The sequence below is a fragment of the Ponticoccus litoralis genome, assembly GCF_039769985.1.
Classification (GTDB): Bacteria; Pseudomonadota; Alphaproteobacteria; order Rhodobacterales; family Rhodobacteraceae; genus Ponticoccus; species Ponticoccus litoralis.
The window spans coordinates 2822181-2848221 of record NZ_JBDNCH010000002.1 but is presented as its reverse complement, the minus strand read 5'-3'; the positions used below and the strand labels follow the sequence as shown (position 1 = coordinate 2848221).

General features: G+C 67.2%; 32 protein-coding genes and 4 pseudogenes. 26 read left to right on the top strand and 10 right to left on the bottom strand.

The window, feature by feature from the left end; translation table 11 throughout:
• Positions 1 to 8 precede the first annotated feature (8 nt).
• The 7 genes and pseudogenes from ABFB10_RS15250 to fahA all read left to right on the top strand — a co-directional run bounded on the left by ABFB10_RS15250 (position 9) and on the right by fahA (position 5610).
• Complete coding sequence (locus ABFB10_RS15250) at positions 9 to 908, top strand: ABC transporter permease (protein ID WP_347167147.1); 900 nt, start codon at positions 9 to 11, stop codon at positions 906 to 908.
• Positions 905 to 1984: an ABC transporter ATP-binding protein gene (locus tag ABFB10_RS15245; protein ID WP_347167146.1), complete on the top strand. Its 1080-nt coding sequence runs from the start codon at positions 905 to 907 to the stop codon at positions 1982 to 1984. Before ABFB10_RS15250 ends, ABFB10_RS15245 begins: the two co-directional genes overlap by 4 nt.
• Positions 1954 to 2433 (top strand): annotated as a pseudogene (locus ABFB10_RS24200) (ATP-binding cassette domain-containing protein); the annotation flags it as partial. The gene ABFB10_RS15245 and the pseudogene ABFB10_RS24200, both read left to right, overlap by 31 nt.
• Positions 2434 to 2464: 31 nt before the next feature.
• Entirely contained in the window at positions 2465 to 3040 is a 576-nt protein-coding gene (locus ABFB10_RS15240; RefSeq protein WP_347168034.1) for an oligopeptide/dipeptide ABC transporter ATP-binding protein, read from the top strand.
• Complete coding sequence (locus ABFB10_RS15235; protein ID WP_347167145.1) at positions 3037 to 3693, top strand: GntR family transcriptional regulator; 657 nt, start codon at positions 3037 to 3039, stop codon at positions 3691 to 3693. The genes ABFB10_RS15240 and ABFB10_RS15235 overlap by 4 nt, the downstream gene beginning before the upstream one ends.
• A gap of 40 nt (positions 3694 to 3733) precedes the next feature.
• Positions 3734 to 4375 (top strand): maleylacetoacetate isomerase, encoded by a 642-nt coding sequence (gene maiA, locus ABFB10_RS15230; protein ID WP_347168033.1) that lies wholly within the window; start codon positions 3734 to 3736, stop codon positions 4373 to 4375.
• Positions 4372 to 5610 (top strand): fumarylacetoacetase, encoded by a 1239-nt coding sequence (fahA, locus tag ABFB10_RS15225; RefSeq protein ID WP_347167144.1) that lies wholly within the window; start codon positions 4372 to 4374, stop codon positions 5608 to 5610. The genes maiA and fahA overlap by 4 nt, the downstream gene beginning before the upstream one ends.
• A 70-nt stretch (positions 5611 to 5680) precedes the next feature.
• Here the strand turns inward: fahA and ABFB10_RS15220 are convergent, their stop codons facing one another.
• Positions 5681 to 6616: a LysR substrate-binding domain-containing protein gene (locus tag ABFB10_RS15220; protein WP_347167143.1), complete on the bottom strand. Its 936-nt coding sequence runs from the start codon at positions 6614 to 6616 to the stop codon at positions 5681 to 5683.
• A 350-nt stretch (positions 6617 to 6966) separates the two neighbouring features.
• Here ABFB10_RS15220 and ABFB10_RS15215 point away from each other — a divergent pair.
• From ABFB10_RS15215 to ABFB10_RS15175, 9 genes and pseudogenes are all read left to right on the top strand, one after another.
• A pseudogene (locus ABFB10_RS15215) lies at positions 6967 to 7239 on the top strand (tripartite tricarboxylate transporter substrate-binding protein); the annotation flags it as partial.
• Positions 7240 to 7414: 175 nt separating this feature from the next.
• Positions 7415 to 7807 (top strand): tripartite tricarboxylate transporter substrate-binding protein, encoded by a 393-nt coding sequence (locus tag ABFB10_RS15210; RefSeq protein WP_347167142.1) that lies wholly within the window; start codon positions 7415 to 7417, stop codon positions 7805 to 7807.
• 84 nt (positions 7808 to 7891) lie between these two features.
• Positions 7892 to 8365: a tripartite tricarboxylate transporter TctB family protein gene (locus ABFB10_RS15205; RefSeq protein ID WP_347167141.1), complete on the top strand. Its 474-nt coding sequence runs from the start codon at positions 7892 to 7894 to the stop codon at positions 8363 to 8365.
• A gap of 7 nt (positions 8366 to 8372) precedes the next feature.
• Positions 8373 to 9260, top strand: a pseudogene (locus tag ABFB10_RS15200) (tripartite tricarboxylate transporter permease); the annotation flags it as partial.
• Positions 9256 to 9870: a tripartite tricarboxylate transporter permease gene (locus ABFB10_RS15195; protein ID WP_347167140.1), complete on the top strand. Its 615-nt coding sequence runs from the start codon at positions 9256 to 9258 to the stop codon at positions 9868 to 9870. The pseudogene ABFB10_RS15200 and the gene ABFB10_RS15195, both read left to right, overlap by 5 nt.
• A 33-nt stretch (positions 9871 to 9903) precedes the next feature.
• The gene (locus ABFB10_RS15190) at positions 9904 to 10848 is read left to right on the top strand and encodes a 2-hydroxyacid dehydrogenase (protein ID WP_347167139.1); all 945 of its coding nucleotides are present in this window, start codon (positions 9904 to 9906) and stop codon (positions 10846 to 10848) included.
• A gap of 250 nt (positions 10849 to 11098) precedes the next feature.
• Positions 11099 to 11791, top strand: a complete 693-nt coding sequence (locus ABFB10_RS15185; RefSeq protein WP_347167138.1) for a phosphatidylserine decarboxylase — start codon at positions 11099 to 11101, stop codon at positions 11789 to 11791.
• Positions 11792 to 11794: 3 nt separating this feature from the next.
• Entirely contained in the window at positions 11795 to 12547 is a 753-nt protein-coding gene (gene pssA, locus ABFB10_RS15180) for a CDP-diacylglycerol--serine O-phosphatidyltransferase (protein WP_347167137.1), read from the top strand.
• Positions 12548 to 12551: 4 nt separating this feature from the next.
• Positions 12552 to 13175 carry a class I SAM-dependent methyltransferase gene (locus ABFB10_RS15175; protein WP_347167136.1) on the top strand — a complete coding sequence of 208 codons (624 nt, stop codon included), beginning with the start codon at positions 12552 to 12554 and terminating at the stop codon, positions 13173 to 13175.
• A gap of 239 nt (positions 13176 to 13414) precedes the next feature.
• Here ABFB10_RS15175 and ABFB10_RS15170 read toward each other — a convergent pair whose 3' ends face one another.
• The 3 genes from ABFB10_RS15170 to ABFB10_RS15160 all read right to left on the bottom strand — a co-directional run bounded on the left by ABFB10_RS15170 (position 13415) and on the right by ABFB10_RS15160 (position 15153).
• Complete coding sequence (locus tag ABFB10_RS15170; protein ID WP_347167135.1) at positions 13415 to 13717, bottom strand: hypothetical protein; 303 nt, start codon at positions 13715 to 13717, stop codon at positions 13415 to 13417.
• A 19-nt stretch (positions 13718 to 13736) separates the two neighbouring features.
• Positions 13737 to 14777, bottom strand: a complete 1041-nt coding sequence (locus ABFB10_RS15165) for an SH3 domain-containing protein (protein ID WP_347167134.1) — start codon at positions 14775 to 14777, stop codon at positions 13737 to 13739.
• Between the two features lie 142 nt (positions 14778 to 14919).
• Positions 14920 to 15153 (bottom strand): GreA/GreB family elongation factor, encoded by a 234-nt coding sequence (locus ABFB10_RS15160; RefSeq protein ID WP_347167133.1) that lies wholly within the window; start codon positions 15151 to 15153, stop codon positions 14920 to 14922.
• 30 nt (positions 15154 to 15183) lie between these two features.
• On the opposite strand from ABFB10_RS15160, the gene ABFB10_RS15155 reads away from it, so the two are divergent.
• On the top strand, positions 15184 to 15375 hold the full coding sequence (locus ABFB10_RS15155) for a hypothetical protein (protein ID WP_347167132.1): 192 nt from the start codon (positions 15184 to 15186) through the stop codon (positions 15373 to 15375).
• A 405-nt stretch (positions 15376 to 15780) separates the two neighbouring features.
• Here the strand turns inward: ABFB10_RS15155 and ABFB10_RS15150 are convergent, their stop codons facing one another.
• Together ABFB10_RS15150 and ABFB10_RS15145 are read right to left on the bottom strand one after the other, a co-directional pair.
• The gene (locus ABFB10_RS15150; RefSeq protein WP_347167131.1) at positions 15781 to 16233 is read right to left on the bottom strand and encodes a hypothetical protein; all 453 of its coding nucleotides are present in this window, start codon (positions 16231 to 16233) and stop codon (positions 15781 to 15783) included.
• Between the two features lie 176 nt (positions 16234 to 16409).
• Positions 16410 to 16688, bottom strand: a complete 279-nt coding sequence (locus tag ABFB10_RS15145) for a DUF6522 family protein (protein WP_347167130.1) — start codon at positions 16686 to 16688, stop codon at positions 16410 to 16412.
• A 156-nt stretch (positions 16689 to 16844) separates the two neighbouring features.
• Here ABFB10_RS15145 and ABFB10_RS15140 point away from each other — a divergent pair, with 156 nt between their 5' ends.
• The 3 genes from ABFB10_RS15140 to ABFB10_RS15130 are packed head-to-tail and all read left to right on the top strand — an operon-like array spanning position 16845 to position 18712.
• Positions 16845 to 17297 (top strand): group III truncated hemoglobin, encoded by a 453-nt coding sequence (locus tag ABFB10_RS15140; protein WP_347167129.1) that lies wholly within the window; start codon positions 16845 to 16847, stop codon positions 17295 to 17297.
• 7 nt (positions 17298 to 17304) lie between these two features.
• Complete coding sequence (locus ABFB10_RS15135) at positions 17305 to 17652, top strand: DUF488 domain-containing protein (RefSeq protein ID WP_347167128.1); 348 nt, start codon at positions 17305 to 17307, stop codon at positions 17650 to 17652.
• Between the two features lie 25 nt (positions 17653 to 17677).
• Positions 17678 to 18712 carry an NAD(P)H-dependent flavin oxidoreductase gene (locus ABFB10_RS15130; protein WP_347167127.1) on the top strand — a complete coding sequence of 345 codons (1035 nt, stop codon included), beginning with the start codon at positions 17678 to 17680 and terminating at the stop codon, positions 18710 to 18712.
• A 290-nt stretch (positions 18713 to 19002) separates the two neighbouring features.
• Here ABFB10_RS15130 and ABFB10_RS15125 read toward each other — a convergent pair whose 3' ends face one another.
• Together ABFB10_RS15125 and ABFB10_RS15120 are read right to left on the bottom strand one after the other, a co-directional pair.
• On the bottom strand, positions 19003 to 19431 hold the full coding sequence (locus ABFB10_RS15125; RefSeq protein ID WP_347167126.1) for a PAS domain S-box protein: 429 nt from the start codon (positions 19429 to 19431) through the stop codon (positions 19003 to 19005).
• Entirely contained in the window at positions 19428 to 20126 is a 699-nt protein-coding gene (locus ABFB10_RS15120; RefSeq protein WP_347167125.1) for a 5-formyltetrahydrofolate cyclo-ligase, read from the bottom strand. Before ABFB10_RS15120 ends, ABFB10_RS15125 begins: the two co-directional genes overlap by 4 nt.
• A 128-nt stretch (positions 20127 to 20254) precedes the next feature.
• On the opposite strand from ABFB10_RS15120, the pseudogene ABFB10_RS15115 reads away from it, so the two are divergent.
• Positions 20255 to 20670, top strand: a pseudogene (locus tag ABFB10_RS15115) (Rrf2 family transcriptional regulator).
• 109 nt (positions 20671 to 20779) lie between these two features.
• On the opposite strand, the gene ABFB10_RS15110 reads toward ABFB10_RS15115, so the two are convergent.
• Positions 20780 to 21118 carry a hypothetical protein gene (locus ABFB10_RS15110; RefSeq protein WP_347167124.1) on the bottom strand — a complete coding sequence of 113 codons (339 nt, stop codon included), beginning with the start codon at positions 21116 to 21118 and terminating at the stop codon, positions 20780 to 20782.
• Between the two features lie 28 nt (positions 21119 to 21146).
• Positions 21147 to 21593, bottom strand: coding sequence for an SRPBCC family protein (locus tag ABFB10_RS15105; RefSeq protein WP_347167123.1), 447 nt, complete (start codon positions 21591 to 21593; stop codon positions 21147 to 21149).
• A gap of 48 nt (positions 21594 to 21641) precedes the next feature.
• Here ABFB10_RS15105 and ABFB10_RS15100 point away from each other — a divergent pair, with 48 nt between their 5' ends.
• The 5 genes from ABFB10_RS15100 to ABFB10_RS15080 all read left to right on the top strand — a co-directional run bounded on the left by ABFB10_RS15100 (position 21642) and on the right by ABFB10_RS15080 (position 25782).
• Entirely contained in the window at positions 21642 to 21992 is a 351-nt protein-coding gene (locus ABFB10_RS15100; RefSeq protein WP_347167122.1) for an ArsR/SmtB family transcription factor, read from the top strand.
• Positions 21993 to 22518: 526 nt separating this feature from the next.
• The gene (locus ABFB10_RS15095; RefSeq protein WP_347167121.1) at positions 22519 to 22821 is read left to right on the top strand and encodes a DUF1127 domain-containing protein; all 303 of its coding nucleotides are present in this window, start codon (positions 22519 to 22521) and stop codon (positions 22819 to 22821) included.
• A 646-nt stretch (positions 22822 to 23467) separates the two neighbouring features.
• On the top strand, positions 23468 to 23935 hold the full coding sequence (locus ABFB10_RS15090) for a hypothetical protein (RefSeq protein ID WP_347167120.1): 468 nt from the start codon (positions 23468 to 23470) through the stop codon (positions 23933 to 23935).
• Between the two features lie 125 nt (positions 23936 to 24060).
• Positions 24061 to 24462, top strand: a complete 402-nt coding sequence (gene rnk / locus ABFB10_RS15085; RefSeq protein ID WP_347168032.1) for a nucleoside diphosphate kinase regulator — start codon at positions 24061 to 24063, stop codon at positions 24460 to 24462.
• A 372-nt stretch (positions 24463 to 24834) separates the two neighbouring features.
• On the top strand, positions 24835 to 25782 hold the full coding sequence (locus ABFB10_RS15080; protein WP_347167119.1) for a mechanosensitive ion channel family protein: 948 nt from the start codon (positions 24835 to 24837) through the stop codon (positions 25780 to 25782).
• The last annotated feature ends 259 nt before the right edge of the window (positions 25783 to 26041 follow it).

Here is a 26041-nt window from a genome sequence, read left to right as displayed (position 1 = left end):
ATAGAGCAATGACCGACATGACCGCAAATCCGAGGCGCCAGCGTTTTGCGTGGTTCCTTGACCCCTTCGCCGCCGTGGCGCGCGACCGGTTCGCCCTGGGCGGGCTGATCATCCTGGGCCTGTTCTTCGTGATCGCGCTCTTCGCGCCGATGATCGCCACCCATGATCCCTTCGCATCCGCGATGACCGAAAGCAGCCGGCTCAACCGCCTCGCCCGCCCCTCTGCCGAGCATCTTCTGGGCACGACCACCTTCGGCCACGACGTGTTTTCCCAGTTCATCCTGGGCTTCCGCGTGGCGCTTCTGGTGGGCCTGCTGGGCGCCTTCGCCGTCGGCGTGATCTCGACCCTGTTCGGGGTGATCTCGGGCTATTTCGGCGGATGGATCGACGACCTGCTGATGCGGATCACCGACATCGCCCTGTCGATCCCGACCCTGCCCTTCGCCATCGTGGCGGTCGGGTTGCTGGGACCGAGCGTGAACAACATCATCCTCGTGATCGTCCTGCTGTTCTGGCGCAACGGCGCCCGGATCATCCGCGCCGCCGTTCTGACCGAACGCGAAAGGGTCTATGTCCGCTGGGCACGGGCCGCCGGGGCCTCGCACCTGCATGTCATCGTCAAGCACATCCTGCCGAACGTGTTCCGGGTGGTCTTCCTGTGGGTCACCATGTCGGTCGCCTTCGCCGTGCTGACCGAGGCAAGCCTCAGCTTCATCGGCCTTGGCGATCCGTCGACGACCAGCTGGGGGCAGATGCTCAACACCGCCTTCGCCAGCGGCAACCTGCGCAGCGCCTGGTGGTGGGTCGTGCCGCCCTCGCTGGCGCTGGTGACGCTGATCTCGGCGCTCTACCTCGTGGGACGCGCTTTCGAGGAATACAACAACCCACGGCTGAGGGCGAAGCGATGAGCACGATGCAGGAAACCGATTTCGACCGCAGGCTGAACGGCAAGGCGCCCGTGGAACTGTCGGTGCGCGATCTTCGGGTGGCCTACAGCACCCTGCGCGGCCCCTTCCACGCCATCGACGGTGTGACCTTCGATGTCAAACCCGGCTCTGTCCTGGGTCTGGTGGGCGAATCCGGCTGCGGCAAAAGCACCGTCGTGAAAGCGCTGATGCGCCTGCTGCCGGAAGACGCGGAGGTCACGGGCGAGGTTCTGCTGGACCGGCGCAACCTCTTGACCCTGTCGCAGGCCGACCTGCGCGACGTGCGCTGGAACAAGCTGGCGCTGGTGACCCAGAGCGCGATGAACTCGCTGGACCCGGTGCTGTGCATCGGCGACCAGATCGTGGAATCGATCCGTGCCCACGAGAAGGTCAGCCGGGACGTGGCATGGAAACGGGCAGAGACGCTCTTCGACCTCGTCGGCCTGCCCGCGGCGCGGCTGCGGGAATATCCGCACCAGTTCTCGGGCGGGATGCGCCAGCGGGCGGTGATCGCCATGGCGCTCAGCCTGAACGCCGGGCTGCTGTTGGCGGACGAACCGACCACGGCCCTTGATCCGATCATGCAGGACCAGATCATGGCGCGGCTGCGCCGGGTCGAGGAGATGCTGAACCGGTCGATGATCCTCGTGACCCACGACATTGGCCTTGTGGCCGAGAACTGCGACACCGTGGCGGTGATGTACGCGGGCAAGGTGGTCGAGACCGGGCCGGTCGAAGAGGTACTCGTGACGCCCGAGCACCCCTATACCATCGGACTTTACAACGCCTTTCCGCGCATTCTGGGCGAGACGGAAGAGCGACCGCCGCTGATTTCCATCGCTGGCGGGCTGCCCAACCTGCTGAAGCCGCCGAAGGGCTGCCGGTTCAGGGACCGCTGCCCCTTCGCCACCGAGATCTGCGGCCATGAGGAACCGCCGCTGGCGGAAACCGCGCCGGGCCGCCGGGCGGCCTGCCACCACGCCGGACGCGCGGCGGAGTTCAGAACGCTGGCCACCCGGCCCGAAACATGGACAGCCGCTGCAGGAGGGTCCCAATGAGAAATCACCAGCTGGGCGAAACCGTGATCGAAGCGGTCGGCCTGAAAACGCACTTCAAACTGGGCGGCGGCATCATTGCCGCGCTTTCGGGTCAGCCTGCCAAGACGGCGAAGGCCCTGGACGGGGTGGATATCGAAATCCGCTCCGGCGAGGTTCTGGGCCTTGTCGGGGAAAGCGGCTGCGGCAAGTCCACCCTCGGCATGACACTGGTGCGCATGCACGAGCCGACCGCAGGCGACGTGAAGTTCAAGGGCGCCTCGATCACGCAGATCCGTGGCTCTGAGCTCAAGACCTTCCGCGCCGGCGCGCAGATCATCTTTCAGGACCCCTACAGCTCGCTCAACCCGCGGCTGACCATCGGCGAGATCGTCAGCGAACCGCTGCACATCCACCGTCAGGGAACCCCGGACGAACAGCGCGCCAAGGTGCGCGAGGCCCTGTCCCACGTGCGCCTGCCCCCCGAAGAGTTCGAGCACCGCTATCCGGCTCGACCTGTCCGGCGGCCAGCGGCAGCGGGTCGCCATCGCGCGGGCGCTGGTGCTCGACCCCGACTTCATCGTCTGCGACGAACCCGTCTCGATGCTGGACGTCTCGGTTCAGGCGGGCGTCCTGCGCATCCTCGACGAGCTGTCCCGGGATCTGGGGCTGGCGGTGCTTTACATCTCGCACGATATCGCGACCGTCGGGTACATCTGCGACAGGATCGCGGTCATGTATCTGGGCCGCGTCGTCGAACAGGGGCCGGTGCGCGAGGTCATGCGCCGCCCGCAGCACCCCTATACGCAGAACCTGATCCGCGCGATTCCCAATTCCGACCCGCTGGTGCGGCGGGAACGGGTGGTGCTGGAAGGCGACGTGCCGACGCCCATCGACACCCTGCCCGGCTGCCGGTTTGCCTCGCGCTGCCGCCACGTGGAACCGGTCTGCCGCGAACAGGAACCCGACCTGCTTGCCGCCGGGGACAAGTCGCTGGCCCGCTGCCACCTTTACGGCGTGCTGGCAGGCAAGCCCGGGGCAGAGCCCGCGCCCGCGGCAACACCCGGAGAGGCCTCATGAGCAGCGCGCGGCAGGAGGCCTACGAGGGCATCCGGAACCTCATCATTTCCGGCGAGATCGTCGCCGGAGACCCGATGCCCGAAGAGATGCTGGCCGAACGGCTGAACACCAGCCGCACCCCGGTGCGCGACGCCCTGCACCAGCTGGAGACCGAGGGCGTGGTCATGCGCCACCCCAACCGCCGGGCCTATCTGGCGGACGTCAACCCGATGACCGTGGTCCAGATCTTCGAGGTGCGTGCCCGGCTGGAGCCCTTGGCGGCCCGGCTGGCGGCAAGCCACGTCGACCCGGGGTTTGTCGAGGATCTGCAGCAGCTCATCGACAAGATGACCGCCGTGTCACAGCCGGACACCATCGACCGGCGCCTCTATCGCCAGTTCAACGAGGTCTTCCACTGGCGGATCCTGCAACAGTCGAACAGCAGCGCGGTGGCCACGGCGGTGCGGCAGGTCGCGCGGCACCGCATCACCAGCCCGACCTTCCAGGACTGGACGGTGGAGGAACTGGAGCGCAGCCAGAACCACCACCGCGAATTGCTGGACGCCTTCCTTGTCGGCGACGCGGACTGGGCCGATGCCGTGATGACCACCCATCTTCTGGCCGCGAAATCCATCTATACCCGCGCAACGCTTGGGACGGAGAACAAGCCGTGACCGGCTCGCGGAGGCTGACAACGGAGGCACGCGGCCTGTGATGGTCCTGCATGGCTATTGGCGCTCGTCCGCGTCCTATCGCGTCCGCATCGCGCTGGCCCTCAAAGGGCTGGACTACGACGCCCGCAGCTGGGATCTGCGCCACGGCGCGCAGTTCGGCGCCGATTTCATGGCGCTGAACCCCCTGTCCAGCGTGCCCGTGCTGCAAACAGATCAGGGCCCCCTGACCCAGTCCATGGCCATCATGGAATGGCTGGAGACGGAAGTGCCCGACCCCACTCTGCTCTCTGCCGACCCGATGACCGCCGCCCGCATCCGGGCCGCCGCACAGATCATCGCCTCGGACGTGCACCCGCTGAACAACCTCTCGGTGCTGAAGCGGCTGCGCGGCATGGGCCACGACGAGGCCGATCTGCGCGACTGGATGCAGCACTGGATGGGCCGCGGGCTGGCCGCCTTCCAGACCATGCTGCCGGACAGCGGCGATTTCTGCTTTGGCGACAGGCCCTCGCTGGCCGACATCTGCCTGATCCCGCAGCTTTACAACGCGCGCCGGTGGGCGCTGGACCTCGCGCCGCTGCAGCGGCTCGTGGCCATCGAAACGGCCTGTCTGGCCCACCCCGCCTTCCGCGCCGCACACCCCGACAACCAGACCGATGCCTTTGAGGAGACACCGACATGACCGACCTGATCCGCTCTTGGGTAGAGAGCGCAAATGCCGAGACGGCTGAATTCCCGCTCAACAACCTGCCCTACGGCGTGTTCGCGCGCGACGGCAAGCCGGGCCGCTGCTGTACCGCGATCGGCACCCATGTGCTGGACCTCCACGGTCTGGAAGAGGCCGGTGTCCTCGATTTCGGCGGCACCCTCCGGTCCGGCGACTGGTCGGCCTTCATGGCCCTCGGCAAACCGGAATGGGACCGGCTGCGCGGCTGGCTTCTGACCGCGCTGGCAGAGGGCGCCGGGGCGGAAAGCACCCTGTCGCCGCATCTGCAGGCGCTGTCCGACGTGCAGCTTCTGATGCCCTTCACGGTCACGGAATTCACCGATTTCTACGCATCCCGGCATCATGCCTCCAACGTGGGCCGGGTCCTGCGGGGCACCAATGGCGAGGTGCCGCCGAACTGGCTGCACATTCCCATCGGCTACAACGGCCGCGCCTCCTCCGTCGCCGTCTCGGGCACGGATGTGCGGCGGCCCATGGGCCAGCTGAAGGCCAAGGACGAGGCCATGCCGCGTTTCGGCCCCTCTGAACGGTTCGACTTCGAGCTGGAATTCGGGGCTATCGTCGGCCAGCCCTCGGGCGGCATGATCGACGTGGCAACCGCCTTCGACAACATCTTCGGCTATGTGCTTCTGAACGACTGGTCGGCGCGCGATATTCAGGCCTGGGAATTCCAGCCGCTCGGCCCGTTCCAGTCCAAGGCCGCCGCGACCACAATCAGCCCCTGGATCGTCACCGCCGCCGCGCTGGAGCCATTCCGCTGCGCCGCCGCAGAGCGCGAAGTGCCGCTGCTCGACTACCTTCAGGAAAACGGCCCGATGCTCTACGACGTGGAACTGGAGGTGGCTCTGGCGCCGCCCTCCGGCGAAGAGACCGTCGTCACCCGGTCGAACTACAAGCACATGTATTACTCCGCCGCCCAGCAGCTGACCCATCACACCACTTCAGGCTGCCCGATGCGGGTCGGCGACCTGCTTGGGTCGGGCACCATCTCGGGGCCGGAAAAGCTGTCGCGGGGCTGCATGATCGAGCTGACCTGGAACGGCCAGGAGCCGGTACAGCTGTCGTCGGGGGAGACCCGCGCCTATATCGAGGACGGCGATACGGTCACGATACGCGGCCATGCGCAGGGCAACGGCTTCCGGGTCGGTTTCGGCGCCTGTTCCAACCGGGTTGTGCCCAGCCGGGGCTGACGCCGCCCGGCCTGCCGCGCCACAGGCGCGCGGATCAAGACACGGCAGGGGCGCGCCCGCCCCTGCCCGCCTACCGCCGCGCCCGGGCGCGCAGGATATCGCAGAACTCCAGCGCCGCCGGTTCCAGCGGCTCCTTGCGGCGGGTCACAAGACCGAAGCCCGACAGCCGGATCTCGGGGCGGATGTCCAACACCGTGAACAGGCCCGCCCGCAGATGCGCCAGCACCACCGCCTGCGGCAGCAGCGCGACGGCATCGGATTCCTGCACGAGGTTGAGGATCAGCAGGATCGACGAGCATTCTATCGTTTCGCGCGGTCGGCGCAGGCCCGCGCGGTCGAAGGCCGCGTCCAGCGCCTGCCGCGACGGGTTGCTGACCGGTTGCAGGACCCGGGCGCAGTCCTGAAGATCCTCCAGCCGATGCGCGCCGGTGGCCTGCCTGTGACCGGCACGGGCCACGACCACCAGCCGCTCTTCGGCCAGCGGTTCGAAGGCGAAAACCGTCCGGTGCCGCTCGGCGCTGAAGCGTCCCACCGCCAGGTCCAGCCGCCCGGCCTCCAGTTCCGACAGGATGCCGTCGCTGGTTTCCCCGTGCAGCGCCACGGACAGCTGCGGGCGGCGGCCCTTGATCTCGGCCACCGCGCGGGCAACCAGATCGGGCGCCGCGCCGGTGATCGCACCGACCGCCAGCGTGCCGTAGCCCCCGGCGCGCCGGGCCGAGAACTCTTCGGAAAACCGTTGCAGGCGGGACAGCTGCGCCCGCGCATTGTCGACCGCGAACTGGCCCAGCGGGGTCAGGATCATGCCCCGCGGACCGCGTTCGAACAATGTCGCCTGAAAGACGTCCTCGACATCGCGCAGCATCTTCGAGGCCGTGGACTGCGTCATGTTCAGCGCGTCCGCCGCGCTGTGCGTGGTGCCGTGATCCGCCAGGGCGACGATCAGCGACAGGTGCCGTACCTTGAGGCTGGCGGTAAAGTCCCTGTCCAGCGTGCTCCCCCTCGTCAAGCGATCGCGTTTCGCGATTGCAGAACCGGATTTATTCATTGGAACGTTATCACTGCGCTGGATAGCGTCAACAGCGGAGGAGGCTCCGGGGGATCAAGGACAGCATCGACCGTTCGAAACCGTGCAGGCGCGCGGGCTTTGTTGTCGGCTCTCCCGGAGGGTTCACGGTCCGGGTCCGTTCGCCCGGCCAAACCGCTATAGACCACAAGGAGGACATTTATGCAATTTGCCAAGACCGCCACAGCCGCCGCGCTTTTGCTGGCCGCCGCCACCGGCGCCGCCCGGGCCGAGTACCCCGAGCGCCCGATCCAGCTGATCGTGCCCTGGGCGCGGGCGGCGGCACCGACGCCGTGGGCCGCCTGCTGGGCGCCGAGATCCAGAAGGAACTGGGCGTGCCGGTCAACGTCGTGAACCGCACCGGCGGCTCGGGCGTGGTGGGCCACAGCGCCATCGCCAATGCCGAAGCCGACGGCTACACCATCGGCATCATGACCATCGAGATCGACATGATGCACTGGCAGGGCCTGACGGAACTGACCTACGAGGACTTCGACATCCTCGCCATCGTCAACGCCGATCCGGGCGGCGTCATGGTCTCTGCCGATTCCGGCTTCGACAGCGTCGAGGCGCTGCTGGAAAGCATCAAGAGCGAGCCCGCGGGCACCTACAAGGCATCGGGCACCGGCCAGGGCGGCATCTGGCACGTCGGCCTCGCCGGCTGGCTTCTGTCCGAGGATCTGGCACCCGACCACGTGACCTTCGTGCCCAGCCAGTGGCGCGGCGCCGGGCCTGACCGACATGGTCGCGGGCGGTGTGGACATCATCCCCTCGTCGCTGGCCGAGGGCCGCTCGATGATCGACGCGGGCCGCGTGACGGCGCTGGCCAGCATGTCGGCAGAACGGCAAGAGGCCTTCCCGGACGTGCCGACGCTGGCGGAATCCACCGGCTCGGACTGGACCGTGGCCGTCTGGCGCTCTGTCGCCGCGCCCGCCGGCCTGCCGGACGAGGTCAAGACCAAGCTCATGGACGCGATCGAGACCGCCTACAACTCGGACGAGTACCAGACCTTCATGCAGGATCGCGGCTTTGGCCTGCGGTGGGCGCGCGGCGATGACGCGCGCGACATCGTGGCCGCCGACGACGCCGCCTTCGGCGAAGTCATGAAACAGGCCGGTCTGGCCGCCGAATAAGGCCCGACAGGCGAACGGGGGCCGGGGGATCTCGTTTCCTCCGGCCCCTTCCCGTCTCCGGGCCCCGAACACGAGGACAGCAGAATGCGCGTCACCGACCTGACCCTTGGGCTTCTGACCCTGCTGGGCGGCATTGCGATCTACATTTCCGCATGGGGCTTCAAGGCGATCCCCGGACAGGCCTACGGCGCGGGCACCATGCCGCGCGCCATCGCGCTGGTGACGGCGCTGACCGGCCTTTTCATCATCGTCAAGGCGGTCATCGCGGGCGAGCGCCTGCCCGGCCTGAAACTGGCCGAGTGGACCGCCAGCACGGCGGCGCTGGCCCGCATGGCCGCGGTGCTGGTGCTGATCCTCGCCTATATCCTGCTGTCGCCGGTGCTGGGTTTCCTGCCCACGGCCTTCGCGGTCATGGTCCTTGCGATGCTGGTGCTGCGCGTGCGGCTGATCATCGCCCTGCCGGTCTCGCTGGTGGCCGTGGTGGCGATCCAGCAGGCCTTCGGCAAGCTGCTTCTGGTGCCCCTGCCCCGCAGCTCTTTCCTGTCCTTCCTGTGGTGAGCCAACCATGTCCGTAGTCCTCGACGCCGCCGGGCTTGTCTTTCAGCCCTCCGTCCTGCTGGTGATCCTTGCCGCCGCCGCCTTCGGCATGTTCGTCGGCGCCATTCCCGGCCTGACCGCGACCATGGCCACCGCGCTGCTGGTGCCCGTCACCTTCTTCATGGAGCCGGTGCCCGCCATCGCCGCCATCGTCACCGCCACCGCCATGGCGATCTTCGCGGGCGACATCCCCGGCACCTTGCTGCGCATGCCCGGCACACCGGCCTCTGCCGCCTATGTGCAGGACGCCTATGCGCTGACCAAACAGGGCAGGCCAGAATCCGCCCTTGGGGCCTCTCTGGTCTTTTCGTCGCTGGGCGGGATCTTCGGCACGCTGGTGCTGATCACCGCCTCGCCGGTGCTGGCCGAAGTGGCGCTGAAGTTCTCGTCCTTCGAGTATTTCTGGCTTGTGGTGCTGGGCCTGTCCTGCGCGGTCTTCATCTCGCCCGGCTCACCGGCGCGCGGGCTGATTTCCCTGTTCATCGGCCTTTTCGCGGCCACCGTGGGGCTCGAAAACCCGGCGGGCGAGCCGCGCTATACCTTCGGCAATGTCGAGCTGATGGGCGGCGTGCAGTTCATCCCGGCGATGATCGGCCTCTTCGCCGTCTCCGAGGTCATCCGCGCCTTCATCCACCGGGGCAGCGACGAGAAACCGCCGCCCACGGGCCAACGCGGCATCTTCCGCGAGCAGATCGGCAACATGGCGCGCTACCCGGTACAGGCGCTGCGCGGCAGTGCCCTTGGCACCGCCATCGGCGCCCTGCCCGGCGCGGGCGCCGACATCGCGGCATGGATCAGCTACGCCGTGTCCAAGAAGTTCTCGAAGACGCCCGAGAAGTTCGGAAAGGGCCATGTCGAGGGGCTGGTCGAGGCCGGATCGTCGAACAACGGCGCCATGTCCGGCGCCTCGGATCCCGGCGCTGGTCTTCGGCATCCCGGGCGATTCCATCACCGCCATCGTCATCGGCGTGCTTTACATCAAGGGCATAAACCCCGGCCCGATGGTCTTCATCACCCAGCCGCAGATGATCTACGCGGTCTTCATCGTCTTCCTGATCGCCAACCTGATCATGCTGCCGCTGGGCTGGATGGCGATCAAGGGCGCCCGGCAGGTGCTGTCGATCCCGCAGCGGGTGCTGATGCCGATCATCCTGATGTTCTGCATGGTCGGCTCTTTCGCCATCAACAACTCGGTCTTCGGGATCTGGCTGATGTTCGTCTTCGGCATCATCGGCTTCCTGATGGAGGAGAACGACATCCCCATCGCCCCCGCGATCCTCGGCCTTGTGCTGGGGCCGATGCTGGAACAGAACTTCGTCACCTCGATGATCAAGTCCGACGGCAGCTTCCTCGCCTTCTTCGAGCGCCCGATTGCCGCGGGGCTTGGCCTGTTCACCATTGCCGTCTGGATGATCCCGGTGGTGATGCTGCTGTTGCGCCGCCGCAGGGCCGGTGCGGCGGCCTGACCCGAAACCCCTGACCGAAAAGACCCAACGACCATGACCAAACCCGACCTTCTGCTTGTCGCCGACCTCGCCCCGCGCGTGGTGGACCAGCTTGACCAGGATTTCACCCTGCACCGCTATTGCGACGCCACGGACAAGGGCGCCTTCCTGAAGGCCCTGCCCGAGGGCCTGCGCTTTGTCGCCACCGGCGGCGGCACCGGCTGCTCGCGCGAAATCATCGAGGCCCTGCCCGCGCTGGAAATCATCTCGTCCTTCGGGGTCGGCTATGACGCCGTCGACGTCGAGGCGGCGAAGGAACACGGCGTGCGCGTGACCAACACGCCCGACGTGCTGAACGACTGCGTGGCCGAGGTGACCATGGCGCTGATGCTGGCGCTTGCGCACCGCCTGCCGGAAAGCCACGCCTATGTCCGCGCGGGCCGGTGGGAGAACGAGGGCGCCATGCCGCTCACCGCCGAACTGACCGGGGCCACGGTGGGTATCATCGGGCTGGGCCGGATCGGAAAGGCCATCGCGCGGCTGGCACAGGCCTTTTCCATGCGCGTCGTCTACCATGGCCGCTCGGAACAGGCGCACCAGCCCTTCCAGTACTACGACAACCCCGTGGACATGGCCCGCGACGTCGACTGGCTGGTGGTGATCGCGCCCAGCACGCCGCAGACCCGCGGCATCGTCAGCCGCGAGGTGCTGGAGGCTCTGGGCGCCGAGGGCCGTCTGGTCAATGTCGCGCGCGGCGATCTGGTGGACGAAGAGGCCCTGATCGAGGCGCTGTCGACCGGCACCATCGCCGGGGCGGCGCTGGATGTCTTCGCGCAGGAACCGAATGTGCCCGAGGCGCTGCGCATGCAGGACAATGTCGTCCTGCTGCCCCATATCGGCAGCGCCACGCACAAGACGCGGGCCGCGATGGGCGATCTCGTGGTGAAGAACCTGCGCGCCCACCTGCGCGGCAACCCCGTGCTGACCCCGGTGGTCTGACCCCGGTAATCCGATCCGGTGATCCGCCCGGCGTCGCTGCCGGGCGGCAGACCCGCGCCCTCACGCCACCGGCCCGGTCCCATGCAGCGGGTCATCGCTCGGCGATACCCCGCCGGTCGGTCACGGAACAGACCGGCAGCCCCGGCTGTTGCACCCGAGGCCCGGTTGCATCCATCACCCATATGATGTTGTGGTCATGACCTGGGTTGGGTAAGCAAACGACCATTCGCCAAGGAAAAGCGACACATCTATGAAAATGCGCGACACGTTCCTCAAGCCGATGCATCCGGAAGGGCGGCGGTTTGTGGCCATCTTTGCGGCTGTCACAGCGGTGCTCTTCCTGCTTTCTTCCGTGCTGGGATGGCTGGGCGTCGGACTGACGATCTGGTGCTACTACTTCTTCCGTGACCCGGCCCGTGCGACCCCGATCCGCGAGGGCCTGATCGTCAGTCCCGCCGATGGCGTGGTGTCGCTGATCGAGAAGGCCGTGCCGCCGTCGGAACTGGGCATGACCGATCAGCCGCTGACCCGCGTCAGCGTGTTCATGAGCGTCTTCAACTGCCACGTGAACCGCGCCCCCGTGGCGGGCCGGATCTCGGCCATCGCCTATCGGCCCGGCAAGTTCTTCAATGCCTCTCTGGACAAGGCCAGCGCCGACAACGAGCGCAACAGCCTGTGCATCGACATGGCGGACGGGCGGCAGATCGCCGTGGTCCAGATCGCGGGGCTGGTCGCGCGGCGGATCGTCTGCTTTTCCGCGCGGGGCGACAGCCCGGCAACCGGCGAACGGTTTGGCCTGATCCGCTTCGGCTCGCGGCTGGACGTCTACCTGCCGGATGGTGTGCCGCCGCTGGTCTCTTTGGGGCAGACCATGGTCGCGGGCGAGACGGTCCTTGCGGATCTGACCTCGGACGAGCCCGCACGCGTTGCGCGAACAGATTGACGCATGCCTGACACCACGCCGGAAAAGAAACGGAAAATCAACGTCCTGCAGCTGTTGCCGAACCTGGTGACCATCTCGGCCATTTGCGCCGGCCTGTCCGCCATACGCTTTGGCTATGAAGGCGATTTCGAACTGGCCGTGCGCCTGGTTCTGGTGGCCTGCCTTCTGGACGGTCTGGACGGGCGGATCGCGCGCCTGACAAAAAGCGAGTCGCCGATCGGTGCGGAACTGGATTCCCTCGCGGATTTCCTGAACTTCGGCGTGGCGCCTGCCCTGATCATCTACCAATGGGCCCTGCAGGACTTTCAAAGCCTCGGCTGGATCGCTGTCCTGAGCTATTCCATCTGCTGCGTCCTGCGGCTGGCCCGGTTCAACGTCGACAGCCGGCTGGAGAAGGAAGGCCCGGGATCTGATTACTTTGTCGGCGTCCCCTCGCCGGCGGGCGCCGTCCTCGTGATGCTGCCCATGTTTGTCTCGTTCCTCTTCCCCGACCTTCTCCTGGCCGTGCCTGCGCTTATCGCCGGCCATGTCTTTCTGGTCGGCCTGCTGATGATCAGCCGCGTCCCGACCTATGCCTTCAAGCAGCTGACCATCGACCGCGGGAACGCCAAGTTTTTCCTTCTGGGCGCAGGACTTATGGCCGCAGCATTACTGACATATCTCTGGGCTACCCTGGCGCTGATGACATGTGCCTACATCTGCAGCCTGATCTGGGCGTTCCGATCCGCTCGCAAATCACGCACCGCAAAGGACTAACAAGATGGAACTCAGCGCAATCAAGACCTCTTACGCGCGGTGGGCGCCCGTCTACGACCATACCTTCGGCGCGATCACCAATGCCGGACGGCGCGCGGCGGTCGATTACATCAATGGACAAAACGCGACCAGCGTTCTGGAAGTCGGGGTCGGAACCGGCCTTGCGCTGCGCAACTACCGTCCGGACCTGTCGGTGACGGGTATCGATTTCAGCGAAGACATGCTGGGCAAGGCGCGGGAAAAGGTCGAGCGCCACGCGCTGGGGCATGTCCGGCACCTCCGACAGATGGATGCGCGGTCCCTCGATTTTCCGGACAATCACTTCGATGCCGTGGCCGCGATGCACATCATCTCGGTCGTGCCGGAACCGGAACGCGTGATGGCCGAGATCGCGCGGGTCTGCAAACCCGGCGGCAAGGTCGTCATCACCAATCACTTCGCGCAGGAGACCGGCATGCTGGCGCGGATCGAACGGTTCTTTGCGCCCTTCTCGAACCTTCTGGGCTGGCATTCGGATTTCGACATCGCCACCGTGCTGCAACAGCCGGACCTCGAGGTTGCAGAGACAAAGCCCCTGCCCCCCATCGGCATGATGACCTTCCTTGTGCTGCAAAAGGCGGAAGGCTGATCCGCCGGGAACAGGACCGGACAGACCACGGGCCGGGCCGCAGGCAGGCCCCGACAAGGCCCCTATCCCTCGACAGGCAGCCCCTGCGCCCCCGCGACGGGTAGCGGCGCCTTGCATCGGGCTGCGCGCTGCGTCACCGGGCGGCAGGCACCGCCCGGTGCGTGCCCGGGCCCCTGCCGGGATCCGGGACTGGTTTTCGGCGGCGGCACGCTTTCGAGCGGTACCGGTCCGGGGCTGCCCTACTCCGTCTTTTTCAGGGCGGTGTCGAAGCGCCCCTCGACCGGAAGGCAATTGCCCCTGTCGGTCTCGGCAAAGAAGCTGTCCTTGCGGCACAGCTCTGCCGTAAAGCTGCCGGTGATCGTCGAGCCCTCATCCTTGAGCGAAAGCGAGTCGATGGCGATTTCCAGGTCGGGACCGATTGCCTCGCTGATATAGAAGGGCTCATTCATGCCCTCTGGCCACCACGACACAGAGGCATCCATCATCGCAGCCGAGGCGTCCGTTCCCATCAGCGATATCTCGATCGACAGGATGCCCTCCATGATGCTTGCCGCCTCCGAGTCATGGGCACTGGATGCTCAGCGTGGAGACCGGACCGAAGATGCGCCATTCCGCGGTCGAGGTGCCCTCGGAGGGCACGTCGAGGGTTTCCCCCGCGTAGGCGGCCTCGCCGATGGTGGCCGTCACCGTGCCGACCGGCACCGTCTCGATCCGGGCCGTCGCCGTCTGGGACATGGCCAGCAAAGCGGTCACAAGGACAGAAAGTAGTTTCGTGTTCATACTCGTCTCCAAAGGTCTTGCGGGTCTTAAGGGAATGTCCAGCCGTCGTGTTCGACGCGGAAGATACGCAGCGGCGCGCCGGGCCGACCCGTGTCTGCGCGCAGCCGGAAGACGGCACGTGTGCCGCCGCCCGAAATTCTCGATATCGACGGTGATGGTGATCATGCCGCGGAACATGGGCTGTTCGGGGTCCGGTCGCGGAATGCCGACGCTGCCTTCGAAATCCTGCGCACCGTAGATCGGGTCGGCCTGAAGTGGCGTCGCCTTCAGGGAGGCCACAACCTCGGTGGAAAAGAAGGTGCCTGCATTTGCCGGGTTCAGCGGCTCCGGTCCGCCCATGCGGGCCAGGCGCGCGCTCTCGTACAGGGCGCGGACCAGTTCCTGCGCCTCGCGGATCATCGCATCGCCCGGCACCGCATCGCTGTCAGAGGCGGGCACCGCGACCGGCTCGAGGCCATCCTCGATCAGGAAGCGCTGCGCCACCCAGCCGGCCTTGCTCATGTCCGCCGAGCGCATCAGGCACCACCGCTGCGGCAGCGCCTCGATCTGGGCCAGCGTCATGGCGGCGTAATGCGCCATGGTGAAGAAGGGCACGCAGGTGATTTCCTCCAGCCCCCGCGCATCATGCGCAAAGGTCTCGATCACCGGATAGCGGGTGCCGGGGCCCATCCGGGCATTCAGCACGTCATCCGCCGCCACCCCGGTCACCCGCCAGGCATCGGGACCATGCCCGTCGATCTCGGCACCCAGGGCGCCGGGCAGCAGGGCAAGGCCAATGGCGGCCACGACCGCTTCGAACCGTCTTCGCAAATGTCTTTTCATGATATCTCCATTCCATAGCGGCCCGGGGATGCAGGCCCCTGCGCCAAAAAGGGATCCACCCGCCGACCGGGTGTGGTCGGCGGGCAGCTTGGCAAGGATCTCGCGCATCGTCGTCCAGCGCCCGTCCTTTGCATGGGCGCTGCTACCTCGGCTCGACGTGCCACGGGATCGCCACAAGCTCGAGCGCCTCCGTCGTCCCGTCCGCGTTCAGCAGCGGCACCGTCTGCCCCACCGTCATCCCCAGCAAGGTGACCCCGAGGAAGGTCTTGATCGGGATACCGGCCTGGTCATGTGCAAACCCCTCGTCAAAGAGGGTCCGGGACAGCGGTGCCGTGCCCCGGATAGAAAAGGTCACCCGCGAGCCCGGGGTGGCCACCGGCCCCCCCTGTTCCGCCGGAAGCCGCACATGAGCATCCTGAAGCTTGACCCTGATCAGGTGGGTGAGCAGAGGAAAGACACCGCTTTCGATTGCGGCGCATTGCCTGCGCAGCTCTTGAAGGCGCCGGAAGTCACGCTGCGACAACACCGACCGGATCGGTCGCATGGCCTGCACGCTTGCGAAGGCCCCGCTGTCAATCGCGACAGCCTCGTTGCGTGATCTGCCTGCGAAAGCCGCCGCTTCATTTGATGTTCGCATATCTTCTCCTCGGCCTGCCCGGCGCAGGCCACAAGACTTCAAAGCTGTTGGTGAAGAAGATCCCCGAGCGTGAAGGTCAGCCCATGCGCCCCCTGCCCGGGGCAGGGAGCGGTTCAGCAGAGATCCGGGAAAAGCCCGGCCTCTGTTCAGGGATGAGCACACAGACATGAGGCAACGCTATGAAGTTTCTGACGCCAAGTCAAACGCGGTAGGGTCTTGGGGCAATGGCCGCCGCCGCCCGCCGGGCCGATCCTTCCACGCCGGGCCCGGCTACGGCCCGCGGCACCGAACACCGGCGCGGGCCGCGCGCCCCGGCCTCGGGCCGGATGCCCGGGCGCCCCCGGGGAGAGGCAGCGACCCCCGCCCCTAGGCGCCAAAGGGCGCGCCCACCCGGGTGACCACCAAGGACCGGCTGGTGCCGTCCTCGGACATGAGACGCGTGCGCTGCCCGACCGACAGCCCGATGAGCGTGGCCCCCAGAAGCGAGTGAACGGGGATTTCTCCGGCACGCGCCACCAGACCGAAGCTGAGAACCCCGCTCTCGGCTTCCGTCTCATCCACAACGCAGGAAATGTGGCGTCCGAAGGCGGCAAGATCGGGTGGCGCCGCCCCCTCGATCACATCCGCCGCCTGCAGCTTCCGGTTCAGAAGCTCCAGCAGGAGTTGGGAGTAGACGACACTGCTGTTGTCGGCGAAGCTCAGAAATCTCTCGATCTGCAGCCGGTCGGACGCTGTCAGGCGGCAGCCGCCATCCTTGCCCTCGGCCTGACATGTTTCGTCCTGCGGTATCGTTGACCCTGTTGCGTCAGGTATGGCCATATTTCCCCCCGGAGAGACCTCCGACAATCTCAGCGTTTGTTCGAGATACCCCCGGGAGATCGCGGCGTGGAACACGCCCGCGCACCGCCCGGGGCTAGGGGCGGTTCAGCAGAAGAAACCGAAACGTGATCGGGTGCCTGACCATGGCAGTATGGTTGCCTGCCGCCCGGCGGGTGTCAATCCCGGTGCCCGGACCGTGACCGCAGCGTGACCGGAAAGTAACCCCGCGACAGCACCGCCCCCTCGGCATCGACCACCAGACGGAAGGCGCGGTCGCCACGGTAGAAGGTCATGCGCCAACGTCCTTCGTCCGCGCCCTCCCCGATCTCGGAGCGGCTGCTGATGAGGCCGCTCCGCATCTCTTCCCGGACCTGTGCTTCCGTGATCCCGAAGGCCCGTGCGAGGGCGGAGGCCTCTACGACAAAGCCGCTGTCGGTTCTGGATACCTCGCTCAATGCATCGCGCCCCTTGTCCTGACCCCGGCGCCCTGCCGCCTTGGCCCACGGGGCTCTGCGCGGCGTCGTCCGATTGCGCCCGACCCCAATAGGTATTTACAATACCACTTGATGGCCGTACCACAACAGGACAACTGCGTCCAAGGTGCCACACCGATGACCTCCACCCAGACACCCCCCTCCCGCAGCCCCTCCGCGCGACCGGCGACCACCGCCGAGATCGAGGCAAGGACCGGGCTTGATGACGGGGTGCTGCGCGCGCTGGTTCATGCCTTTTATGACAAGATCCGCAGGGATCCGGTGCTTGGCCCGATCTTCGCGGCGCGCATCGACGACTGGCCGCCGCATCTGGAGCGGATGACCGCCTTCTGGTCCTCGGTCGCCCTGATGACGGGCCGCTACCATGGCGCCCCCGTGCCCAAGCATATCGGCCTTCCCATCGACCGGGGCCATTTCGAGCGCTGGCTCTGCCTCTTCCGCGAGGCCGCGACAGAGATCTGCACCGCCGCAGGCGCCGCCCATGTCATCGAGCGGGCCGAGCGCATTGCCCGGTCGCTCAGCTTCGCGGTCGAGGATGCCCGGGGCGGCGGCATCCCGAAACTGGCGTGAGGCAGGCATGGCCCGGCACCCCGATATCGACATCGCCCGCGTTCACGACAAGGCGCCCGACAGGGGCCGCGCGCGGCTGCTGGCAGACCGGATCTGGCCGCGCGGGGTCTCGAAAGCAGCGCAGCGGCCCGACGACTGGATCAGGGACAGCGCGCCGACCGGCGCGCTTGGGGCATGGTTCGGCCACGACCCGCAGAAACGGGACGCCTTCCGCAACCGCCCCCTGCGCGAACTGTCGAACAAGGCGGACGCGGTCGGGCGCTGCCTCGCATGGTGCCGGGCACGCCCCGCCCCCTGCGCTTTGCCGCGCCGGACCGGGAGCACAATCAGGCGGTGGTGCTGCGGGACGATCTGAAGCAGCGCCTGAAGGAGAGCACGTCATGACCGCCGGTTCCGGGTCCCTCCGCACGCCCCTGTGCGACCGTCTGGGATGTGACTATCCCGTCATCCTTGCTGGCATGGGCGGCGTCGCGCGCGCCGAACTGGCCGCTGCGGTCGCCAATGCCGGCGGCTTCCCGACGCTGGGGATGGTGCGCGAGGCGCCGTCGCTCATCCGCTCGGAAATCGAGGCCTACCGCCGGCTGTCGGACCGCCCCTTCGCCGTCAACCTCATCCCGGCAGCCACCGATCCGGGCCTGCTGCACCGGCAGATCGAAATCTGCCTGTCGATGGAGGTCGCGATCTTCTCGTTCTTCTGGGACGTCCTGCCCGAGGCCATTGCCCGGGTGAAGGCGGCAGGCGCCCTCGTGCTGCACCAGGTCGGCACGCTGCCCGCAGCGCGCGAGGCCGAGGCCGCCGGCGCCGATGTGCTGATCGCACAGGGACAGGATGCGGGCGGACACGTGCACGGGCGCAGCCCGACCTTCGACCTGCTCCGCTCCGTGCTGGACACCACGGCCCTGCCGGTTGTCGCCTCGGGCGGCATCGGCTCGGGCAAGGCGCTGGCCCGGGCGCTGACGCTTGGGGCGCAGGGGGTGCAGTGCGGCACCGCCTTTCTGGCCACCGAGGAATCCTTCGCCCACGACTACCACAAGCAACGGATCGTGACCGCCCGGGGCGCGGATACCGTGCTGACCGACGGTTTCGTGCTGAACTGGCCCATGGGATCGGCGGTGCGCGTCCTGCGCAACAGTGTCACCGAGGCCTTCGGCCCGACCCTGATGGGACATGACCCCGAGAGGATCGCCCGTGAGGTCATCGCCTACGACGGCCCCACCCCGCGGCTGCGCCAGAGCACGGATTCGCCCCTGCGCACCACCAGCGGGGCACTGGAACAGATGCCGCTTTACTGTGGCACCGGCGCGGATGACATCGACGCGATTGTCCCGGCGGCGCAGCGCCTGAGCGTCCTTTGCGCCGAGGCCCGCGCCCAGCTCGTATCGGACCGGCATTCACCTCCGGCGGGGCGATCATGAGCATCCTTCTGCTGCTGATACCGCTCTGATGAAGGGCCTAACCGGGCGTCGCGATCTGCGCACCGGCCTCACATGACTGCCGGTCGGGTGCGGCGGCCTCTGGACCCGGTAGCTTCCGAGGCCTGCCATGCGGGTGCGGCGCCTTCCGCGTCCGGGCCGCCGTGGCCTGATACCCGTTTGCGCTGCCGGGCCATGCCGCCTGCCCCGGCAACCGCGCCATCCGCGCCGACATCGCCGTGCATGAAGCGGGCCGCAGGGTGATCCTTCCGGCCTGACCGCCGCGCGCTTCGTCAGCCTTCCGCCTCACGAAGCGCGCGGCGCAGCCTCTTGCGGTCCTCGAAGTCTTCGGTGACGTCGCGCATGATCGCCGCGATCGCCTGCAAGGCGCCCTCGGCGTCGCGCAGGGGCACGATGGAGAACTGGATCGAAATCTGCGCCCCGTCCTTCCGGAGCGCGGGCACCGCCAGCAGGTCGCCCGCGCCGTATTTCGTGTGGCCGGTCCGCATGGTTGTCTCGTAGCCGCGCCAGTGCCGCGCGCGCAGGCGCTCGGGCGTGATGATATCCAGCGACCGGCCAAGCGCCTCATCCTCGGCAAAGCCGAAGATCCGCTCGGCGCCGCCGTTCCAGTGCCGGATGATGCCCGCGCGGTCCGCGACCACCAGCGCGTCGGGCATCCCCTCGAAGAGCTGCCGCGCGATCTCGGCCCGGCCCAGCCTCATGCGCTGACCTCGACACCGCGCTCCGTCAGGATGACATCCATCGGAATATCGTGGGGTTGCGGGTAGATCGTGGGCAGCTGCGCCGAGGCGAGCCCCACGCCGATCCGGAAAGGCCGTGGTGACAGCGCCGCCAGCGTCCGGTCGAAATACCCGCCCCCGTAGCCCAGGCGATACCCCGCGCCGTCCCAGCCCATCAAAGGCGCAAGCACCACGTCCGGCACCACCTCGGGCGCCTCCGGTGGCGGCACGGGGATGTTCCAGTGGCCGCGCTGCATCCGGGTTTGCGGGGTCCAGAGGCGGAATACCAGCGGCGCCGCCCGCGTCTCGACCAGCGGCAGCGCGATGCGGCGGCCCGCCGCGTGCATCGCGGTCATCAGCGGGCGCAGGTCCGGCTCGTCCTTGATCGGCCAGTAGAAAGAGACGATCTCGTCCCCCGCCCCGACCGTCTCTGCGCCAAGCAGCCTCTCCAGCCCGGCCATCAGCGCATCCCCGACGGCTTTCCGTTCGGGTGCGGCAAGCGCCCGGCGCGCCGCGCGCAGCCGCTCGCGTTCCGCCCTGCGCCACCGGGCCACGTCACGCGCCTGTTCGGGGTCCACCGCCAGGGGATCGAAATACTGGGGATCGACCTCCGCCGCCATGCAGGGCGGGGAAGCGTGGTCGCCACGACCCTTGAAGCTGTTGGATCCGTTGCCCATTTTCGAACTCCGCGCTGCAAGAGATGCATTCCGTCGCGCGGATAAGGCAGGCTTTGCGCGCCGGGGCTGTTCACACTTCTGGATACGCGCGATAACAGGCACTGTAAATACCACTTCACGGGGACCAGATGCGCCTGACCTCTTTCACCGACTACGGACTTCGCATGCTGATGCGTCTTGCCAGCGCGCCGGACCGGGCCTTTTCCACGGCCGATCTGGCCGAGGAATTCCAGCTGTCGCGCCACCATCTCATCAAGATCATGCAGAAACTCGGCCGGGCCGGGCTGGTGCAGACCCGCCGTGGCGGCGGCGGCGGCGCCACCCGGCCCGCGCGCCCGCGGAGATCCGGCTGGGGGATGTGGTGCGCCTGCTGGAAGAGGGTCAGGCGCTGGTCGAATGCCTTCAGCCGGACGGCGGAGAATGCACGATCGACGGGTGCTGTCGCCTGAAGTCCCGGCTTCGGGTGGCCGAGATGTCCTTTATCGAGAGCCTCAACCGCTCGACCCTTGCCGATATCGCCCTGCCCGCGCCGGAACCGGCCTGACAGCCCCGGCGCAAGCGGACCCTCTTGGTCGGATTTCATGGCGCGAACAGGCCGAAGCGGGGCAGCCTCACCCGGCTGGGAAACCGGGCGAAGCCGTGCGCTTTCCGGCTCAGCCCATCTGCTCCTTGCGCAGCAGGATCACCGTCCCGGCGGGGTCCGACGTCCAGTGCCCGGTGACATTGGTCAGCGGTTCCAGCTCATCCCGCACGGGGCTGCCAAGGCGCGACAGGGCGGCGTCCGGGTCGTCGTCGAAAAGTTCGATCCACACATCCACCTGGCTCTGGTGCGGGACGCGGTCGATCCACAGGGTCAGGGCGCCGAAGACGAACCCCGTGCTGTCGTCCAGCTCGCGGGCGACCGGCAGCCCGACCTTGTCCCGGTAAAAGGCCACGGTGTCGTCCCAGCGATGCAGGGGAACCTTGATGGCAATGTTCTTTCCGGCTTCCATGGGATGCCTCTCCTCTTTCGGTCTTGGATTACTTGTAGAAACCGTCCCGCAGGTTGATGCCGTGCTCCAGCCAGGCCTTCATGGCGCAGAGCATCGCCGTCCAGCCTTCGCAGTTGCCGAAGCACGAGGTCAGGCCCGCCTGGGTTTCGGGCCAGCCGAATTCGCTGATCCGCACAAGGCTGCGCCCCTCGTCCAGCGCGCTGAACTCCATGGTCACGGTCGTCCAGGTGGCGGTTGTGCCGTCCGCCTCCCATTGCAGCACGATCCTTTCGTTCGGCACGACCTCCTGCACCAGAACCGGGAAGGCGCCGGGAAAATCGTGGAAATCCCAGGTCACCTCGGCCCCGGTTTCCAGCCGGCCCCGCGCCCCGCCGGTGGTGAAGTATTTCGACAGGCGCTCGGGGGCGACCACGGCCTCGAAGACCTCTTCGACGGGTTTGGATATGCGCCCCGCCACGGTGAACCTGAGGTCCATGATGCAGATCCCCTTTGCTTTCCCTCAATCATGTTATAAAAATATAACATGTCAACCGAAGACACATTCGACGCCCTGTTCAAGGCGCTTGGCCACCGGGCGCGGCGACGGATCCTCGACCTGATCAAGGACGGCCCGCAGACCACCGGCGCGCTTTGCGCGCGGCTGACGGATCTCGACCGCTGCACGGTGATGCAGCACCTGTCGGTGCTGGAGAAGGCCGGGCTGGTGGTTGTCGAGCGGCGCGGGCGCGAACGCTGGAACCATCTCGACGCGCTGCCGATCCATGACGTCCAGAAACGCTGGATCGGGCCCTATGCCGCCCATGCGATGACGATGCTGGCGGATATCGAGGGGCTGGAGACTTCCGTCGAGGCCGACGACAACAGCCCCGCATGAGGCGCAGGGCGCCGACCTGACGGGGCAGCAGGCCTGCCATCCGCATGGTCATCCCCTGACGCCGACCGCTGCGAAGGCTTCCGTCCAACCTCGCCTTCTGCCCAAGCCCCCAAGAGCACCCGCGCGCGCCCCGTCCGACCGCCAGCCGCGCCCCGTCACGCGACTGGTCCGGCCTTGCCCCGCGACCACCGGGGGACGCGTTTCGCGGGCCCGGAGCCCTGCAAAAGGTGCCAGAAAGTCGCAGGCCCTGCCCTGCCCTTGATAACCAAAGGCGGATTGCCGATATCCCCATCATGACCCTGTTCAGTCTTCATACGAGGTTCCTGCTGAACGCAGGAAAAACACTGAACCGCCGGTAACCCCGGGCGGGATCAGGCCGCGTGCCTGTCCGCGCCTCGGGGTTTTCTCGATCTTTTTTCAGATCAGTCGACATGGCGCGCGCGCGCCAATCCGGCCGGACAGCTCCGCCTGCAAGCGGATTGTCCGGCCTGCGTCCCGGTTCAGTTTCCGCCTCATGGAGCATGACATGCACCCCAACCTCTTCATAGCCAGCAACCCTCACCTTTCGGCCCCCCGCACCGACCGCCAGAACCCCCGCAAGCCCGGCGCGCTTCGCCTTTGGCTTCGGGCCGCGTTCCGCAAGTTCCAGCGCCGCAAGATGATCGAAGCGCTTCAAGGCATGGACAATCGCCTGCTGCGCGACATCGGGATCGAACGCAGTGAGATCCCGCGCCTCGTCGACGGGCTGATCGAGCGCGAACCGGCCATGCGGTCGCTGTCTGCGGTTCGGCACCCCGATGCGACGGGGCGCGGCAACCGGGCAGCCTGAAGCGCGGCGACACAACCAGCAAGCGCACCGCCGGACCCTGGCGCTGCGCGGCTTTCGCCCCGGGGCGACCCCGATTACGCGACTGAAAGGAGGCATATAATGATGATCTGCAAGGCGGATTTCGAAGACCTGTTTCCGGGCCTCTTCCCGCCAGAGGACAAGGCCCCTTCGGTCGCGAAGGCGAAGGCAGCGGGCCGGGCCCGTCGGGACGACGATGGCGCGCGCACAGCATCGGTGGAAACCGTCCCGCAAGGCACCCGCCACCCGCCCCGGAAGGCATGGCCTGCGCGCGCCGGGCGCGTCGTCTGACCGCCAAAGACCCCGGGGCGCGCGCCGCCGCCGCTGACGCGCCCCCGTCCCGCTCACAGGATCGTGTTGCCGGGCCGCATCCGCAATGCCCCTGTTTCCCCGCCACTCAGGCTGCGCAGCCGGGGCCCTTGCCGTTCCGGCCCGGTCTCCAAGATTGACAGCCTGCACCCAATGACTAAGGTCTCCTTATGGTCACGCACGAGATCCTTTTCCGGTTTCTGCTTCTGAACCGCTCGGGTCCCCGGGCGGTCTGCGCATAAGCGCGTCTTCGACCACCCGGGGCTTTCTCACATCCTTGCATTGAGAACGCGGGCTTCGCCGCCCCGGGAGACACATCATGACCATCACCAGGATCACCCAGCTGCCGACCGGCAGGGAGGTTCGACCGCCCTTCAGACGCGCTGCTGCCCAGACCGGCTTTCGCCTCACGGTTGACGACCGGCTCGGCATCGAGCAGCTGCTTCGCCAAGAGGGAACCCGGAGTGCGCCCAACCCGCCGCTGCTGAACGGGCTGCTGCGCCACAAGCTGCGGATCTCGCGCGGGGCGCAGGAACCGGCCTCGCCCGATCTCGTCGTGGCGGGCCGCCATGTCACCTACATGATCAGCGGCGAGGGGGCACGCAGCGGCGTGCTGTCTATGAACCCGGTGCCGGGCGCGGGATATGTTCCGGTCGCGTCGCTGCTTGGGGCAACCCTGATCGGAATGCGCAAGCTGCAGAAGGTGCCGCTGTTGCGGGACGACGGGCAGATCGATGTCGTCGTCGTGCTGGATGTGAAGCCCCTGCCGGACCGCGACGCGGCCTGATGCCCCGATCCGCCCATGGCGGGTCAGGACCGTTGATTACCCAAATTTCAATCACACCACCAAAGGTGGAAAGGAAAAGACAATGACAAAGCAAAGCACAGCACCCCGCGGCACCGGCTAGGCGACTGCGGGTCGTCATAGGGGACGACAGCCTGGCACGGCTCGAAGCCCTTGCCGAGGGCGCCTTCCAGCGCACCCCGGATCTTGCCGACCGGCTTCTGGGCGAAATCGGCCGGGCCCGTATCGTTGCCGAGGCGAAACTTCCGCCGAACGTGGTGGCCATCGGCCGCGCGGTGACCTACCGCGACGAAACCACCGGCCAGGACAAGACGGTCACCCCGGTCTACCCCGAGGATGCCGATATCGCACGCGGCCGGATCTCGATCCTGACACCGATCGGCGTCGCCCTGATCGGCCTGGCCGAGGGCGCATCGCTCTACTGGGATACCAGGGACGGAGAGCGGCGGGTTCTGACCGTGCTCAGTGTCGCGCCCCAGGATGCGCCCGAAGGGCTGGAAGCCCAATGATCCGCCTGTCCCGGGGCCTTGCCGAAGCCCATGACCCGCCCGGAAGGAGCCGCCCGATGCGCTGACGAAGCCACGACGCTCCTTCCGGGATATCGGCAATCGCGCCTGCGGCGCCTTCCCTTCCCGTTGAAAGAGGGTCTCATGACTCGTCACCTTCCGCGTTCCTGCCCGTCCTGCAAGTCATCGCTTCCCCGTGCAGCCGCGCACCGCTGTCCCAGCTGCCGGCACATTATCGGGGGGTGACCCCCATCATCCGGATCTCCTGTCGTCGGTGCGGCTCTGCCGTCGAGCAACAGGCCGGAGCCGCCGTGACCTGCCTTCAGTGCCGGTCTCGGCGGCCATCATCGCGGTTTCTCCAGCAGGACTGCTGACATGAGGCTGGTCTCTCATCTCCGAAGGCTGTTCTGGCCTTCGCTCCTGCTGTTTTTTGCCGCCGGAATGGTGATTTTCGACCAGGCCGTCGAGCGACGGGTCGGAGTGTCTCTGCGCCTGATGGGCGGCATTGTGTTCTGGCTTGCCGCGGCCTGGATCGGCAGCCGGCTCTTCGGCCTGTTCGCAGACCGCCGGCGACGCCACAAACGGCCCTATCCGCGCCTGTTTCGCGACCTTGTGACGGTGCTTTTGTTCTTTGCCGCGCTTGTTGCCTCTGCCGCGCTCTTGCTGGATCGGGGGCTTCTGGGCGCGCTTGCGGGATCCAGCCTGATCCTCGCCGTGCTGGGGTTCGCGATCCGGAACGTCGTGGCCGATACGCTGTCCGGCATCGCACTGGGCATCGAGGCGCCCTACCGGATCGGGGACTGGGTCGACATCGAGCAGGTGACAAAGGGCAAGGTCATCGAGATCGGCTGGCGCACGACACGGGTGCTGACGCTGGATTCGACCTACATGATCATGCCCAACAGCCAGATCGCGCGCCGACGCATCATCAACTACTCTGCCCCGAAACCGCAGTATCGCGCGCAGCTGTCCCTGAAGCTTGCACAGGAGGTGCCCGTGGAGACCGCCAAGGCATTGATCCTGAAGGCCGTGGGCGAGGCGCGCCTGATCCAGACCGATCCGGCCCCGGATGTGCGCGTGCAAGAGCTGGGCAGCGACAGAAATTCCTATGCGGTGCGGTTCTGGCTGTCGCGCTTCGAACGGGACGCCGACTGCCGGGACGAGCTGCTGTCGCTGATCGACCGCGCCCTGCGGCAGGCAAAGGTCCCGATGCCCCGCATGCAGATCGAACTGGCCCGGCCCGGCGGGAAAACCATACCCCCTACGATCACGAAGCCGAGCTTGCGCGCATCTTCCCCACGCCGCCCGGGACAGCGCGCATAGAGCCATGACGCGCCACCGGACGCGGCCCCGGCGGTCGGCATGGCACGCTGTCCGCCTGTTCCGCGGGGACGGACAGCGCCGCGGGCCGCACCGGCTGCACATGGCTGCACAACCGCCGGAAGCCCCGGCAGGCGCATCCTGCGGCAGAGGCTGACCCACGCCGCGCCGCCCCCGAGGCCCTCGCAAGGCAGACCATCGGCAGGGCGAACCACAGCACTCCCGCCAAAAGCGCGCGCCGGGGCCTTTGCAGGACCTCTGC